Annotated in this window: 12 protein-coding genes; 8 read left to right on the plus strand and 4 right to left on the minus strand. The window is 72.6% G+C overall.

What is annotated here, in order from left to right:
* Positions 1-29 precede the first annotated feature (29 nt).
* Positions 30-1259: a radical SAM family heme chaperone HemW gene (hemW, locus tag ACFCLZ_RS13155; RefSeq protein WP_380285089.1), complete on the minus strand. Its 1230-nt coding sequence runs from the start codon at positions 1257-1259 to the stop codon at positions 30-32.
* A gap of 74 nt (positions 1260-1333) precedes the next feature.
* Positions 1334-3256 carry an AMP-dependent synthetase/ligase gene (locus ACFCLZ_RS13160; protein WP_380285090.1) on the minus strand — a complete coding sequence of 641 codons (1923 nt, stop codon included), beginning with the start codon at positions 3254-3256 and terminating at the stop codon, positions 1334-1336.
* 328 nt (positions 3257-3584) lie between these two features.
* Between ACFCLZ_RS13160 and ACFCLZ_RS13165 the strand changes: the two genes are divergently transcribed.
* From ACFCLZ_RS13165 to ACFCLZ_RS13180, 4 genes are all read left to right on the plus strand, one after another.
* Complete coding sequence (locus tag ACFCLZ_RS13165; protein WP_380285091.1) at positions 3585-5318, plus strand: ABC transporter ATP-binding protein; 1734 nt, start codon at positions 3585-3587, stop codon at positions 5316-5318.
* 233 nt (positions 5319-5551) lie between these two features.
* Positions 5552-7501: an ABC transporter ATP-binding protein gene (locus tag ACFCLZ_RS13170; protein ID WP_380286156.1), complete on the plus strand. Its 1950-nt coding sequence runs from the start codon at positions 5552-5554 to the stop codon at positions 7499-7501.
* 113 nt (positions 7502-7614) lie between these two features.
* Positions 7615-8553 (plus strand): RNA polymerase sigma factor SigJ, encoded by a 939-nt coding sequence (gene sigJ, locus ACFCLZ_RS13175; protein ID WP_380285092.1) that lies wholly within the window; start codon positions 7615-7617, stop codon positions 8551-8553.
* Between the two features lie 129 nt (positions 8554-8682).
* Positions 8683-9750, plus strand: a complete 1068-nt coding sequence (locus ACFCLZ_RS13180; protein WP_380285093.1) for an NAD(P)/FAD-dependent oxidoreductase — start codon at positions 8683-8685, stop codon at positions 9748-9750.
* 78 nt (positions 9751-9828) lie between these two features.
* Here the strand turns inward: ACFCLZ_RS13180 and lepA are convergent, their stop codons facing one another.
* Entirely contained in the window at positions 9829-11700 is a 1872-nt protein-coding gene (gene lepA / locus ACFCLZ_RS13185) for a translation elongation factor 4 (protein ID WP_380285094.1), read from the minus strand.
* A gap of 265 nt (positions 11701-11965) precedes the next feature.
* Between lepA and ACFCLZ_RS13190 the strand changes: the two genes are divergently transcribed.
* From ACFCLZ_RS13190 to ACFCLZ_RS13200, 3 genes are all read left to right on the plus strand, one after another.
* Positions 11966-12271: an antibiotic biosynthesis monooxygenase family protein gene (locus tag ACFCLZ_RS13190; protein ID WP_380285095.1), complete on the plus strand. Its 306-nt coding sequence runs from the start codon at positions 11966-11968 to the stop codon at positions 12269-12271.
* Between the two features lie 168 nt (positions 12272-12439).
* Complete coding sequence (rpsT, locus tag ACFCLZ_RS13195) at positions 12440-12709, plus strand: 30S ribosomal protein S20 (protein WP_355269285.1); 270 nt, start codon at positions 12440-12442, stop codon at positions 12707-12709.
* A gap of 323 nt (positions 12710-13032) precedes the next feature.
* Positions 13033-13848: a hypothetical protein gene (locus ACFCLZ_RS13200; RefSeq protein ID WP_380285096.1), complete on the plus strand. Its 816-nt coding sequence runs from the start codon at positions 13033-13035 to the stop codon at positions 13846-13848.
* A gap of 43 nt (positions 13849-13891) precedes the next feature.
* Here the strand turns inward: ACFCLZ_RS13200 and holA are convergent, their stop codons facing one another.
* On the minus strand, positions 13892-14893 hold the full coding sequence (holA, locus tag ACFCLZ_RS13205) for a DNA polymerase III subunit delta (protein ID WP_380285097.1): 1002 nt from the start codon (positions 14891-14893) through the stop codon (positions 13892-13894).
* A gap of 54 nt (positions 14894-14947) precedes the next feature.
* Here holA and ACFCLZ_RS13210 point away from each other — a divergent pair, with 54 nt between their 5' ends.
* Positions 14948-15241 carry a hypothetical protein gene (locus ACFCLZ_RS13210; RefSeq protein WP_380285098.1) on the plus strand — a complete coding sequence of 98 codons (294 nt, stop codon included), beginning with the start codon at positions 14948-14950 and terminating at the stop codon, positions 15239-15241.
* Positions 15242-15477: the final 236 nt, after the last annotated feature.

The raw sequence follows: 15477 nt of genomic DNA on the forward strand, positions 1-15477 counted from the left end.
TCCGACGGCTGGCACCACGGTAGCGACACTCAGTCCACCAGGTCACGCACCACCGCGTCGGCCAGCAGGCGGCCCTGGAGGGTGAGGGCGGCGCGGCCCCGCTCGTAGGGGGCGGGGGCGAGGAGGCCGTCGGCGAGGGCGCGGGCCGCGGCCCGGCGGCCGGTGTCGGTGAGCAGGTCCAGCGGGATGCCCTCGGCGAGGCGCAGTTCGAGCAGGATCCGCTCGACGCGGCGGTCCTCGGCGGCGAGGCGCTCGCGGCCCTGGGCGGGGGTGCGCTGCTCGGCGAGGGCCCGGGCGTAGGCGGCGGGGTGCTTGGCGTTCCACCAGCGCACGCCGCCGACGTGGCTGTGCGCGCCGGGGCCGGCGCCCCACCAGTCGCCGCCGGTCCAGTACAGCTCGTTGTGGCGGCAGCGGCCCTCGGGGGTGGTGGACCAGTTGGAGACCTCGTACCAGGAGTAGCCGGCGGCGCTCAGCGCCTGCTCGGCGATCAGGTAGCGGTCGGCGTGCACGTCGTCGTCGATCATCGGCAGCTCGCCGCGCCCGACCCGGGCGGCCAGCCGGGTGCCTTCCTCGACGATCAGCGAGTAGGCGGAGACGTGGTCGGGAGCGGCGCCGATCGCGGCGTCCAGGGAGGCCCGCCAGTCGTCGTCGGACTCCCCGGGGGTGCCGTAGATGAGGTCGAGGTTGACGTGCTCGAAGCCGGCCGCGCGGGCCTCGGCGACGCAGGCCTCGGGGCGGCCGGGGGTGTGGTGGCGGTCGAGCAGCCGCAGCACGTGCGGGCGGGCCGACTGCATGCCGAAGGAGATCCGGTTGTAGCCGCCCTCGCGCAGCTCCGCCAGGTACGCCGGGTCCACCGACTCCGGGTTGGCCTCGGTGGTGACCTCGGCGCCGTCGGCGAGCCCGAACTCGTCGCGGATCGCGGCCAGCATCCGCACCAGATCACGGGCCGGCAGCAGGGTCGGGGTGCCGCCGCCCAGGAAGACGGTGCTCACCGGCGGCGCGTCCGCGCCGAGGACCCGCCGGGCGAGGCGGATCTCGGCGACCACGTTGTCCGCGTACGTCTCCTGGGAGGCGACGGTGCCCGAGGAGCGCAGCTCGGTGGCGGTGTAGGTGTTGAAGTCGCAGTAGCCGCAGCGGCTCGCGCAGTAGGGCACGTGCAGGTAGAAGCCGAACGGCCGCGAGCCCAGCCCGTCGAGGGCGTGCGCGGGCAGGGAACCGTCGGACGGCACCGGTTCGCCGTCGGGAAGTGCGGATGGCATGACCCCATTGTCCCGCACGGCCGGAGCCACCTGTCCCGTACAGCCCTCCGGGCCGTACGGGACGGGCGGGCGGGTCAGGCCTCGTTGGCACCCGCATACATCGCGGTGACCGCCTCCGCGTAGGTCCGCTCCACCACCGGGCGCTTGATCTTCAGGCTCGGGGTGAGCTCGCCGTGCTCGACGTCCAGGTCGCGCGGCAGCAGGTGGAACCTCTTGATCGTCTGCCAGCGCTGCAGCCGGCCGTTGAGCCGCCGCACGAAGCCCTCGATCAGCTCGTGGGTCCGCGGGTCGGCCACCACCTCGGCGTAGGACTTCCCGGCCAGGCCGTGCTCGGCGGCCCACGGCATGATCACCGCCTCGTCCAGGCCGATCAGCGCGGTGCAGTAGTTGCGGCCGTTGCCGATCACCAGGACGTTGCTGACGAACGGGCAGACCGCCTTGAAGCTGCCCTCCACCTCGCTCGGCGCGACGTACTTGCCGCCGGAGGTCTTGAACAGGTCCTTCTTGCGGTCGGTGATCCGCAGGAAGCCGTCCGGGGACAGCTCGCCGATGTCCTCGGTGTGGAACCAGCCGTCCGCCTCCAGCACCTCGGCGGTCTTCTCCGGCAGGTTGTGGTAGCCGCGCATGACACCGGGGCCGCGCAGCAGGATCTCGCCGTCCTCGGCGATCCGCACCTCGGTGCCCGGCAGCGGACGGCCCACCGTGCCCACCCGGATGTCCTCGGCCCGGTTGACGCTGGAGCCGGCGCTGGTCTCGGACAGCCCGTAGCCCTCCAGGATCGGCACCCCGGCGCCGACGAAGAAGTAGCCGATCTCCGGGGCCAGCGCGGCGCTGCCGGACACCGCCCCGCGCAGCCGCCCGCCGAACGCGGCCCGGATCTTCGCGTACACCAGCCTGTCGGCGAGCGCGTGCCTCAACCGCAGCGCCGCCGGGGCGCTGCCCACACCGGTCGCCATCCGGGTCTCCTGGACCGTGCGGGCGTAGTCGCGGGCGGTGCGCGCCGCCCACAGGAAGATCTTGTACCTGGCGCCGCCCCCGGCGCGGGCCTTGCCGGCGATGCCGTTGTAGACCTTCTCGAAGATCCGCGGCGCCGAGGCCATGATGGTCGGCCGGATCACCGGGAGGTTGTGGATGATCCGGTCCACCCGGCCGTCCACCGCCATCACGTGCCCGGTCGCGATCTGCCCCGAGATCAGCGTCTTGCCGAACACGTGCGACAGCGGCAGCCACATGAACTGCACGTCGTCGGCGGCCAGTAGCCCGCTCGCCTCCTGCGCCCGCCCCTCGTAGGCCCAGCAGTCGTGCACCAGGCGCACGCCCTTGGGGCGGCCGGTGGTGCCGGAGGTGTAGATGAGGGTGGCCAGCTGCTCCTTGTCGAGGGCGGCGACCGCCTTCTCGACGGCGTCCGGGTGGACGGCCAGGTGCTCGGCGCCGAGCCGCTCCAGCTCGGCGAGGGTGATCACCTTCAGCCGGCCGGCCTGCGGCGGCCCGTGCGGCGCGTCGAACAGGATCACCGTCTCCAGCCCGGGCAGCCGGTCCAGTTCGGCGACCACCTTGTCCAGCTGGGCGGCGTTCTCGGCGAACAGGGCCCGGGAGCCGGAGTCGGAGAGGATGAACGCCGTCTCGTCGGCGTTGGTGCTCGGGTAGACGGCCGTGGTGGCCGCGCCCGCGCACATGTTGCCGAGGTCGGCGAGGATCCACTCCACCCGGGTGGAGGAGGCCAGCGCCACCCGGTCCTCGGCCTCGATGCCCAGCGACAGCAGCCCGGCCGCCACCGCGTGCACCCGGGCGGCGGTCTGCGCCCAGGTCATCGACCGCCACTGCTCGGCGCCGGGGGTGCTGTCCGCCGCGTGCTCGTCCACCGGGACGGGATAGCGGTAGGCCTCGCCGCCCGGGGTCAGCGCGACCCGCTCCTGGAACAGGTGGGCGACGGAAGCGGGACGCCCGGCGACGATGTCGGGACGGCCGGAGTCGATCAGGGACTGCGCGGAACTCAACGAGGACCTCCGGGGGCGGGTGGCCGTCTGAAATCTGAAAGATGTGGCGCCCGCGGGGGCGACCGCCGGCCCCCGGGCAGCCGGGACCGGTACCGGCGAGTAACAAGAGGGCTGTCAGCAGCCTAGGGGGAAACCGGTCATTCCGTAAGGGGGCGGACCGGGCCGACACCCTCCCGGACCACCGGTGCACGGCACCACCGGGCCCCGCGGAACGTTCGGCAAAGGGCTGGACAAAGATCCGGCTCGCTTGCCCGGAATCTCCTGAACCGGCCTCCCGAACAACGAGAATCGGGATGCCAAAGCCGCCGCCGACGACAAGAGTGAGCCAGTGCTGATCAGACTGCTCAGGGCGTACCTGCGCCCCTACAACCGACCGATCATCCTGCTGGTGCTGCTCCAGCTGGTCTCCACCCTCGGGCTGCTCTACCTGCCCACGCTCAACGCCGACATCATCGACAGCGGAGTGATCAAGGGGGACACCGGCTACATCCTGCGCGTGGGCGCCGTGATGATCGGCGTCACCCTCCTGCAGACCCTCTGTTCCATCAGCGCCGTCTACTACGGCGCGCGCACCGCCATGGCGGTGGGCCGCGACATCCGGGCCGCCGTCTTCGACCGCGTCCAGGGCTTCTCCACGCGCGAGGTCGGCCAGTTCGGCGCCCCCTCCCTCATCACCCGCACCACCAACGACGTCCAGCAGGTCCAGATGCTGGCCCTGATGTCGTTCACCCTGATGGTCGCCGCACCGATCATGTGCGTCGGCGGCATCATCATGGCCCTCAACCAGGACGTGCCGCTCTCCGGACTGCTGCTCGCCGTCGTCCCCGCCCTCGGCCTCGTCGTCGCCGTCCTGGTCCGCCAGCTGCGCCCGCGCTTCCGCAGCATGCAGGAGAAGATCGACACCGTGAACCGGGTGCTGCGCGAGCAGATCACCGGCATCCGGGTCATCCGCGCCTTCGTCAAGGACGAGCACGAGCAGAACCGGTTCGCCGACGCCAACGGCGACCTCACCGGCGTCTCGCTGCAGGTCGGCAAGCTGATGGCCTACCTGTTCCCGGGCGTCATGCTCGTCGTCAACGTCTCCAGCGTCGCCGTGCTGTGGTTCGGCGCCCACCGGATCGACAGCGGCGACATGGAGATCGGCGCCCTGACCGCGTTCCTCTCCTACCTGCTGCAGATCCTCATGAGCGTCATGATGGCCACCTTCATGTTCATGATGGTGCCGCGCGCCGAGGTCTGCGCCGAACGCATCCAGGAGGTGCTCGACACCTCCTCCAGCGTCGTGCCGCCCGCCGACCCCGTCACCAAGGTGCTGCGCCGCGGCCACCTCGAACTGCGCGACGTCGACTTCCGCTACCCCGGCGCCGAGGCCTCCGTGCTGCGCGGCATCGGCATCACCGCCCGCCCCGGCGAGACCACCGCCGTCATCGGCTCCACCGGCAGCGGCAAGTCCACCCTGCTCGGACTCGTCCCCCGGCTCTTCGACACCACCTCCGGCCAGGTCCTGCTCGGCGGCGTCGACGTCCGCGAACTCGACCCGACGGCCCTGTCCGACAGCGTCGGCCTCGTCCCGCAGAAGCCCTACCTGTTCACCGGCACCGTCGCCAGCAACCTGCGCTACGGGCGGCCCGACGCCACCGACGAGGAACTCTGGCACGCCCTGGAGATCGCCCAGGCCAAGGACTTCGTCGAACAGCTCCCCGAAGGCCTCGACGCGCCCATCTCCCAGGGCGGCGCCAACGTCTCCGGCGGCCAGCGCCAGCGCCTGGCCATCGCCCGCACCCTGGTGCGCCGACCCGACGTCTACCTCTTCGACGACTCCTTCTCCGCGCTCGACTACGCCACCGACGCCAAGCTGCGCAAGGCGCTCGCCCGGGAGACCTCCGACGCCACCGTGGTGATCGTCGCCCAGCGAGTCTCCACCATCCGCGACGCCGACCGGATCATCGTCCTGGACGAGGGCGCCGTCGTCGGCAGCGGCACCCACGGCGAGCTCATGGCCGGCAATCCGACGTACCGGGAGATCGTGCTCTCCCAGCTCACCGAGCAGGAGGCGGCGTGACCAGCCCCGACAAGTCCGCGCCCGGCTTCGACAAGGCGCCCGGCGGACGTCCGGGCGGACCGGGCGGACGTCCGGGCGGACCGGGCGGACGTCCGGGCGGACCCGGTGGCGCAGGCCGGCCCGGAGGTCCCGGCGGCCCCGGTGGCCCCGGCGCGGGCGGCCGACCGCCCCAGCCGGGCGGCGACTCCCAGGCCGCCGCCGCCCGCCGCGGACCCGCCGGCCCCGGCCGCTTCATGGGCGGCCAGGGCGCCGAGAAGTCCATGGACTTCAAGTCCTCCGGCAAACGGCTGCTCAAACTGCTCCGCCCCGAGCGCGCCCTCATCGCCGGCGTCCTCGCCCTCGGCACCCTCAGCATCGGCGCCGCCATCGTCGGCCCCAAGATCCTCGGCCACGCCACCGACCTGATCTTCGCCGGCGTCGTCAGCAACCGCTTCCCTGCCGGCGCCTCCAAGCAGCAGATCCTCGACGGCCTGCGCGCCCGCGGCGACGGCGACCTCGCCAACCTGCTCTCCGCCGTCGACTTCGTCCCCGGCAACGGCATGGACTTCGGCGCCATCGGCACCGTCCTGCTCTGGGTCCTCGCCATCTACGTCGCCTCCGCCGTCTTCGGCATCGTCCAGGGCCGCCTCGCCGCCCGCGCCATCCAGCGCGCCGGCTACCGGCTGCGCCAGGACGCCGAGGCCAAACTCGCCCGGCTGCCGCTCAGCTACTTCGACAAGCAGCCCCGCGGCGAAGTCCTCAGCCGGGTCACCAACGACATCGACAACATCAGCCAGACCATGCAGCAGACCATGGGCCAGGTGGTCAACTCGCTGCTCACCGTCGTCGGCGTGCTCGCCATGATGTTCTGGATCTCCTGGCTGCTCGCCCTCATCGCGCTGATCGCCGTCCCGCTGTCCGTCGTCGTCGCCACCCGCGTCGGCAAGCGCGCCCAGCCCCAGTTCGTCCAGCAGTGGAAGTCCACCGGACAGCTCAACGCGCACATCGAGGAGATGTACACCGGCCACGCCCTGGTCAAGGTCTTCGGCCGCCAGAAGGAGTCCGCCGCGACCTTCCGCGAGCACAACGAGGCCCTCTACGCCTCCAGCTTCAAGGCCCAGTTCATCTCCGGCATCATCCAGCCCGCGATGATGCTCATCGGCAACCTCCAGTACGTGCTGATCGCCGTCGTCGGCGGCCTGCGGGTGGCCGGCGGCGCGCTGTCCATCGGCGACGTCCAGGCGTTCATCCAGTACTCCCGCCAGTTCAGCCAGCCGCTCACCCAGGTCGCCAGCATGGCCAACCTGGTGCAGTCCGGCGTCGCCTCCGCCGAACGCGTCTTCGAACTCCTCGACGCCCCCGAGCAGACCCCCGAGCCGGCCATGCCCGAACGCCCCGACGCCCTGCGCGGCCGGGTCGTCTTCCAGGACGTCGCCTTCCGCTACGACCCCGACAAGCCGCTCATCGAGGACCTCTCGCTCAAGGTCGAACCCGGCCAGACCGTCGCCATCGTCGGCCCCACCGGCGCCGGCAAGACCACCATGGTCAACCTGCTGATGCGGTTCTACGAGGTCAGCTCCGGGCGGATCACCCTCGACGGCGTCGACATCGCCGCGATGTCCCGCGAGGAACTGCGCTCCGGCATCGGCATGGTCCTCCAGGACACCTGGCTGTTCGGCGGCACCATCGCCGACAACATCGCCTACGGCGCGGAAGGAGGCGTGGAGCGCAGCGACTCGGCCGAGGGCGGTGGCGGGCGACGGGCGGGCGCCACCCGCGAGCAGATCGTCGAGGCCGCCCGGGCCGCCCACGTCGACCGCTTCGTGCGCACCCTCCCCGAGGGCTACGACACCGTCATCGACGACGAGGGCGCCGGCGTCAGCGCCGGCGAGAAGCAGCTCATCACCATCGCCCGCGCCTTCCTCGCCCAGCCCTCGATCCTCGTCCTCGACGAAGCCACCAGCTCCGTCGACACCCGCACCGAGGTGCTCATCCAGCGGGCCATGGCCCGGCTGCGCACCGGCCGCACCAGCTTCGTCATCGCCCACCGGCTCTCCACCATCCGGGACGCCGACGTGATCCTCGTCATGGAGAACGGCTCCATCGTCGAACAGGGCGGCCACGACGAGCTGATCGCCGCCGGCGGGGCCTACGCCCGGCTCTACCAGGCGCAGTTCGCCGAGGCGGTCGCCGAGGTCGAGTAGCCCCGCGGCCACCGGGAGCCCGGGGCGGACGGTCCTCGCGTCCGCCCCGGGCTCCCGCGCGTCCGGGCCCGCCGCCCTCGGCCGCCGCGAGGGCGGGCGCTACCGTGAGGGGCGTGAGTGACGAACCGTCGACGAACACCGCCGAGCCCGCCGCCGCCACCGGCCCGGACGCCTTCGAGGCCCACCGGCGCTACCTCGGCTCCGTCGCCTACCGGATGCTCGGCTCCTTCACCGACGCCGAGGACGTCCTCCAGGAGGCCTGGCTGCGCTGGCGCGCCGCCGACCGCGCCGCCGTCGCCGACCCCCGCGCCTACCTCACCACCGTCGTCACCCGCCTCTGCTACGACCAGCTCGGCTCCGCCCGGGCCCGCCGCGAGTCCTACTTCGGCGAATGGCTGCCCGAGCCGTCCCTCTCCTACCAGGACACCCCCGCCTCCCCCGCCGACCTCGCCGAACGCGGCGAGTCCGTCTCGCTCGCGCTGCTCGCCGTCCTCGAACAGCTCACCCCCGCCGAACGCGCCGCCTTCGTCCTGCACGACGTCTTCGCCGTCGGCTTCGACGAGATCGCCGCCTCCCTCGACCGCAGCCCCGACGCCACCCGCCAGCTCGCCTCCCGCGCCCGCCGCCGGATCAAGGACGGCGGGCGCCGGGCCACCGCCGACCCCGCCGAGCACCGGCAGGCCGTCGAGGCGTTCGCCGCCGCCAGCGCCCGCGGCGACATCGAGGGCCTGCTCGCCGTCCTCGACCCCGGCATCATCTGGCACTCCGACGGCGGCGGCGTCGTCACCGCCGGTGCCCGCCCGGTGCTCGGCTCCGACAAGGTCTCCCGGCTCGTCCTCGGCCTCGTCGCCAAGTGGGTCACGCCCGCCGCCGCCGTGGAGTTCGCCCTGGTCAACGGCGAGCCCGGCCTGGTCTGGTACGCGCGGCCCGGCGTGGTCGGCGGGGTGATGGCCTTCGCCGTCGCCGACGGCCGGATCACCGAGGCGTACGCCGTGGTCAACCCGGAGAAGCTCACCCACCTCAACGCCCCCGCCACCCCTCCGGGAGTGTGACGCAGGTCACCGTCACACTCCCGCGGGCGCCGTCGTCCCCCTTCCGAACACGCGGAGAAGCGCTCCCCGGCCACCCCGGGGAGGCCCCGAGAGGACGCCGACGACGGCGCCACGAAGGAGCGGGACGACATGACCGAGAAGCAGATCGTCGTACTGGGGGCCGGCTACGCGGGCCTCGCCGCCGCGACCCGGGCCGGAAAGCGCGGCCGGGTGACCCTGATCGCCCCCGAGAGCCGCCTCCTGCACCGCATCCGCCAGCACGAGACCACCGCCGGCCTGCCCGTGCCCCGGCCCGCCCTCGCCGAGGTGCTGCACGGACGGGGCGTGCGGCACGTCCGGGCCCGCGCCACCGAGCTCGACCTCGCCGGCCGCAAGATCCTCCTCGACAACGGCGACACCCTCGCCTACGACACCCTCGTCCACGCCCTCGGCAGCCGCACCGCCTGGCACGGCGTCCCCGGCGCCGCCGAGCACGCCCACCCCGTCGAACGGGCCGCCGAGGTCGCCGAGCGGCTGCGCACCGCCGACCGTCCCGGCACCCTCGCGGTCGTCGGCGGCGGCGCCACCGGCATCGAACTGGCCGCCGAACTCGCCGAGGCCCACCCCCGCTGGACGGTGCGGATCGTCGCCGCCGGGCGGGTCGGCGGCTGGTTCTCCGCCAAGGGCCACGACCACGTCCACCGCGTACTGCGCGGACTCGGCGTCGGGATCCACGAGCACAGCGCCGTCACCGCCGTCGACGCCGGGGGCCTCACCACCACCGCCGGCCGGATCGACGCCGACCTCGTCGTCTGGGCCGCCTCGATGGAGCCGCACCCGCTGGCGGCCGAGGCCGGCCTCGCCGTCACCCCCGCCGGGCGGGCGGTCGTCGACGACCACCTCCGGTCGGTCTCGCACCCCGAGGTGTACGTGATCGGCGACGCCGCCGAGGTCACCGTCCCCGGTACCGGCACCCTGCGGATGGGCTGCGCCACCGCGCTGCCGCAGGGCCAGTACCTCGGCAAGGTGCTCACCGGGCGCACCGACAAGCCGTTCGCCTTCCGGTACGTCGTGCAGTGCCTGAGCCTCGGCCGGCGCGAGGGGCTGCTGCAGTTCGTCCACGGCGACGACTCGATGCGGCCGACCGTGCTCACCGGGCGGGCCGGGCGGCTGGCCAAGGCGGCGATCCTCAGGTCCGTCGTGCTGTCGCTGCGCTGAGCGGCCCGCCGCCCGGGGCGGACGCCCGAGGGCCCGGGACGCGGTGCGCGTCCCGGGCCCCTCGCGGTGGCGCCGTCGTTACTTCTTCTCGCCCTTGGGGGCCTCGGCGTCGGTGGACAGCGCGGCGATGAAGGCCTCCTGCGGGACCTCCACGCGGCCGACCATCTTCATCCGCTTCTTGCCTTCCTTCTGCTTCTCCAGCAGCTTCCGCTTGCGGGAGATGTCACCGCCGTAGCACTTGGCGAGGACGTCCTTGCGGATCGCCCGGACCGTCTCGCGGGCGATCACGCGCGAGCCGATCGCGGCCTGGATCGGCACCTCGAACTGCTGGCGCGGGATCAGCTTCTGCAGCTTGCCGGCCATCATCACGCCGTAGCTGTAGGCCTTGTCCTTGTGCACGATCGCGGAGAACGCGTCCACCGCGTCGCCGTGCAGCAGGATGTCGACCTTCACCAGGCTCGCGGTCTGCTCGCCGATGGGCTCGTAGTCCAGCGAGGCGTAGCCGCGGGTCTTGGACTTCAGCTGGTCGAAGAAGTCGAAGACGATCTCGGCGAGCGGCAGGGTGTAGCGCAGCTCGACGCGGTCCTCGGACAGGTAGTCCATGCCCTGGAGGTTCCCGCGGCGGGACTGGCACAGCTCCATGATCGCGCCGACGAACTCGTTCGGTGCCAGGATGGTGCCGCGCACGACCGGCTCGTACACCTCGGCGATCTTGCCGGTGGGGAACTCGCTCGGGTTGGTGACGGTGTGCTCGGTGCCGTCCTCCATGATCACCCGGTAGACCACGTTCGGGGCGGTGGAGATGAGGTCGAGGTTGAACTCGCGCTCCAGGCGCTCCCGGATGATCTCCAGGTGCAGCAGGCCGAGGAAGCCGCAGCGGTAGCCGAAGCCCAGCGCCACCGACGTCTCGGGCTCGTACACCAGGGCCGCGTCGTTCAGCCGCAGCTTGTCGAGCGCGTCGCGCAGCAGCGGGTAGTCCGAGCCGTCCAGCGGGTACAGGCCGGAGAACACCATCGGGCGCGGGTCCTTGTAGCCGCCCAGCGCCTCGGTGGCGCCCTTGTGCTGGGAGGTGATCGTGTCACCGACCTTGGACTGCCGGACGTCCTTCACGCCGGTGATGATGTAGCCCACCTCGCCGACGCCCAGGCCGTCGGCGACCTTGGGCTCCGGCGAGATGACGCCGATCTCCAGCAGCTCGTGGGTCGCGCCGGTGGACATCATGGCGATGCGCTCGCGCTTGGTCAGCTGGCCGTCGACCACACGGACGTAGGTGACCACGCCGCGGTAGGCGTCGTACACCGAGTCGAAGATCATCGCGCGGGCCGGGGCGTCCTTGACGCCGACCGGGGCCGGGACGGTGTTGACGATGTGGTCCAGCAGGTCCTCGACGCCGAGACCGGTCTTGGCGCTGACCTGGAGCACGTCGGACGGGTCGCAGCCGATGATGTGGGCGATCTCCGCGGCGTACTTCTCCGGCTGCGCGGCCGGCAGGTCGATCTTGTTCAGCACCGGGACGATCGTGAGGTCGTTCTCCAGCGCCAGGTACAGGTTGGCGAGGGTCTGCGCCTCGATGCCCTGGGCGGCGTCGACGACCAGGATGGTGCCCTCGCACGCCGCGAGGGAACGGGACACCTCATACGTGAAGTCCACGTGGCCCGGGGTGTCGATCATGTTGAGGATGTGCGTGTTCCCGGCGTGGGGACCGGTCCTCGGCGCCCACGGGAGACGGACGGCCTGCGACTTGATGGTGATGCCGCGCTCGCGCTCGATGTCCATGCGGTCGAGGTACTGGGCGCGCATCTGCCGCGGGTCGACCACACCGGTGATCTGCAGCATCCGGTCGGCGAGGGTCGACTTGCCGTGGTCGATGTGGGCGATGATGCAGAAGTTGCGGATCAGCGCCGGGTCGGTACGGCTGGGCTCTGGCACATTGCTGGGGGTCGCGGGCACCTTGGTCCGATTCTCCGTTGGTCCGGGGGCCGGGGGTGTCCGGATCATCGCTGACCGGCTTCCCGGGCGACCGGACGGTCGTCCGATCGAGATAGTTCCTCCCATCTTCCCACCTCCCGCGAGCGGGCCGCGCGCCGCCGTCCTGTTCGGGCCGCCGGAAAGGGCCGCGGGGGCCTTCACGGCGGGTGCCGGGCAGCCCCGGCGGGGGCTGCGCCGCAGGTTCCCGCGCCAGGGCCGCGGCGCGGGCACGGCAGGATGGCGGACCATGATCCTGGAAAGCGCCCTGCTCGACGTCCTGCCCGGCCGGGAGGAGGAGTTCCTCGCCGCCTTCGCCGAGGCCCGTCCGCTGATCGCCGGCCGCCCCGGCTTCCGCTCCCTGGAACTGCGCCGCTGCCTGGACGAGGGGCGCGGCTCCCGGTTCCTGCTCCAGGTCGGGTGGGAGACGCTCGCCGACCACACCGAGGGCTTCCGCCGCTCGCCCGAGTACCGGCGGTGGCGCGAACTGCTGCACCACTTCTACCGGCCGTTCCCCGAGGTCGAGCACTACGGCGAGCCGGTCCTGCGGGCCTGAACCGGGTCCGCCCGGGTTTGGCCGGGCCCCACGCCCCTGGTAGCGTTGGGCGCTGCACCCGGCCTAGGCATGCCCTCTCAGCTGGTCCGACGGCCGCGCGGTGCAGCCCTCCCCCAGCCTCCGGCCGGGAGGGGTCCCCGAACCGATGACACAGACTGAGGCACTTTCGTGGCGAACATCAAGTCCCAGATCAAGCGCAACAAGACCAACGAGAAGGCGCGCCTGCGCAACAAGGCCGTCAAGTCCTCGCTGAAGACCGCCCTGCGCAAGGCCCGTGAGGCCGCTGCCGCCGGCGAGACCGAGAAGGCCACCGAGCTGGCCCGCGCCGCCTCCAAGGCGCTCGACAAGGCCGTGAGCAAGGGCGTCATCCACGCCAACCAGGCCGCCAACAAGAAGTCGGCCATCACCAAGCGCGTCAACACCGCCGCTCAGGCCTGACGCCCCCGGGGCCGCATCGACGGCCCCACCCCCTCGGGACGACCGGCCCTCTACCCGGGACCCCGAGGCGCAGCACACTTCGCACCGCACGCGGCCTGCGTTCGCCACGCGGGTGCGGTGCACAGAGATTGACCGGAAGTGCCTGTTCATAGGCCTTCTCGCCACTGCCCGATCGGTCCCCACCGGTCGGGCAGTACGCGTTTGCGGGGCCGGTCCGGGTTCCGGGGCCGGTCGCGAGGAGCGGGCCGGCCGACCACGACGCCGGGACCGGGTAGGGTCCCGGGTGTTCGGCAGCCACGTCGAGGGCCCGAGGGGGGCACACATTGGGGACACCGCCGCCACCGCCGCCGCAGAGCGGACCCGGCTTCGCCGGCTTCCCGCAGCAGCCGCAGCCACCGGCGCCGCACGGCCCGCCCGGCTTCGGGCCGCCGCCCGGCCTGCCCAGCGCGCCCGGTGCGCCGACGGCCCCGGCAGCCCCGAACGGCGGGCGGGGCGGCGGACTGCGGCGCAACGCGGTGTGGGCGTTCGTCGGCGCGATCCTCGCCTCCGCGATCTGGACCGGCGCCGTCGTCGCCGTGCCCGGCATCGTCGGCGGAAAGTCCGCCGCGAAGAGCGTCCGCGGCTACCACGCCGTCGACAGGATCTGCGACGCGGGCAAGCTCACCGCGTTCCGCGGCAAGTACAAGATGGTGGACAACTACCCGCTGGAGCACGCCGGCCGCAGCGAGTCCATGGACGTCATGCGCTGCTACGCGCTGATGAAGCGCACGCCCGGCGACAGCGAGACCACCGACTACGCCACCCTCGACATCCGCGCCGAGCTGCACAAGGCCGTCGACTCCGTCCCCGAATTCGCCGCCCTGCGGCACTACTTCGAGCAGCAGAAGTACGAGATCACCGACGTGCCCGGCCTCGGCGAGGAGGCCTACCTCGCGTACGGCGACGAGCCGACCAGCGCGGACAAGACCTTCCACGACATCAACCACTACCTGCAGGTCCGCGACGGCGCCATGACGTACTCGCTGTACTGGACGGACAACTACCAGGTCGGAAAGAACCACATGCTGGACCGCGAGACCGTGCGCAAGGCCATGCTCGACGACACCCGGGACATGCTCAAGGCGATCGGCGGCGCGTAGCGGCGGTCCGTAACGGCAGCGGCGCGGGGCCGGCCGGGCCGGATCAGTACGACGGCGCCCGGGATCCGGCCCGGGCGGCCCTCGCCACGGCCACCACGGCGCGCTCCAGCGCGAAGGCCGGGTCGTCGGACCCGCCCTTGACGGCGGCGTCCGCCTGCGCGATCGCGGTCAGGGCGGTGGCCACGGCGTCGCCCGTCCAGCCGCGCATCTGCTGACGGACCCGCTCCACCTTCCACGGCGGCATGCCCAGCTCGCGCGCCAGGTCCGCCGGGCGCATGTTCCGCCCGGTGGTCGCCAGCCGGCCGATGCTGCGCACCCCGGAGGCCAGCGCGTAGGTGATGCCGGTCGGCGGCTGGCCGACGGCCAGCGCCCAGCGCAGCCGCTCCAGCGCCTCGGCGGCCCGGCCGGTGACCGCCAGGTCCGCCACCTCGAAGCCGGTCGCCTCGGCCCGGCCGCTGTAGTAGCGGGCCACCACGGTCTCGTCGATGGCACCCTCGACGTCGGAGGTGAGCTGGCTGCACGCGGCCGCCAGCTCGCGCAGGTCGCTGCCGAGCGCGTCCAGCAGGGCCTGGCAGGCCTCGGGCGTCGCCGAGCGGCCGAGCGTGCGGAACTCGCCGCGGACGAAGGCCAGCCGCTCGCTCGCCTTGGCGAGCTTGGCGCAGGCCACCTCGCGGCCGCCGGCCTTCCGGCCCGCGTCCAACAGGCCCTTGCCCTTGGCGCCGCCCGCGTGCACCAGGACCATGATCACTTCTTCGACGGGGGCCTCGATGTACGCCTTGACCTCCTTGACGGAGTCGGCGGAGAGGTCCTGGGCGGCCCTGACCACGATGACCTTGCGTTCGGCGAAGAGCGACGGGGTGGTCAGCTCGGCCAGACTGCCCGGCTGCAGGCCGCCCGGCGGGAGGTCCCGCACATCGGTGTCCGGGTCGGCCGCCTTGGCCGCGGCCACCACCTGGGCGACCGCACGGTCCAGCAGCAGCTCCTCCTGGCCGACCGCGAGGGTCAGCGGGGCGAGCAGGTCGTCGGGTGCACTCTTCCTGGCCATCGCCTACCAGCATCCCACGGGGGACGGACAGCTCCGTCCCTGGAGAATGGGCGGGTGACCGAAGACCCCATCACCGACCTGCCGGACGACTTCGACCCGAACGCCCGGCACCTGCTCGTCCTGCCCGACCGCGACGCCGCCGAGGAGGCGGCGGAGGAGCTCAGCGCGGACCACCCCGACCTCGGCGAGCTCGAAATCGTCCGCGACGCCCTCGCCGGGGAGGACGACGCCGAGGACGCCCAGTGGCTGGTGGTCGTGGAACCCCCGGAGGACGGCTGGACGCCCGCCCTCCTGCGCGCCCTCGACACCGTCGCCACCTCCCACGAAGGCTGGCGCGAGGAAAGCTGACCCGGCGCGGCCCGCCGTGGAGTGGGAAGTCGGCCGGGCCGACTTCCCACTCCACGGCGGTGAGCGCCCACGCCAACCACTCCTGCGCTCCGGGGAGCGACGGTGCTGCGACCGCCTCACTCCGCGGGTTGGTCCGGCGTAGGAAGTCGGCCGGGCCGACTTCCTACGCCGGCGGGAGGGTGCACGTGTACCGCCCGATCTCCCTCCCGCTCCCTTCCTTCACGCCGCGCTCCGGG

This window comes from Kitasatospora purpeofusca, assembly GCF_042691725.1.
GTDB lineage: Bacteria > Actinomycetota > Actinomycetes > Streptomycetales > Streptomycetaceae > Kitasatospora > Kitasatospora purpeofusca_B.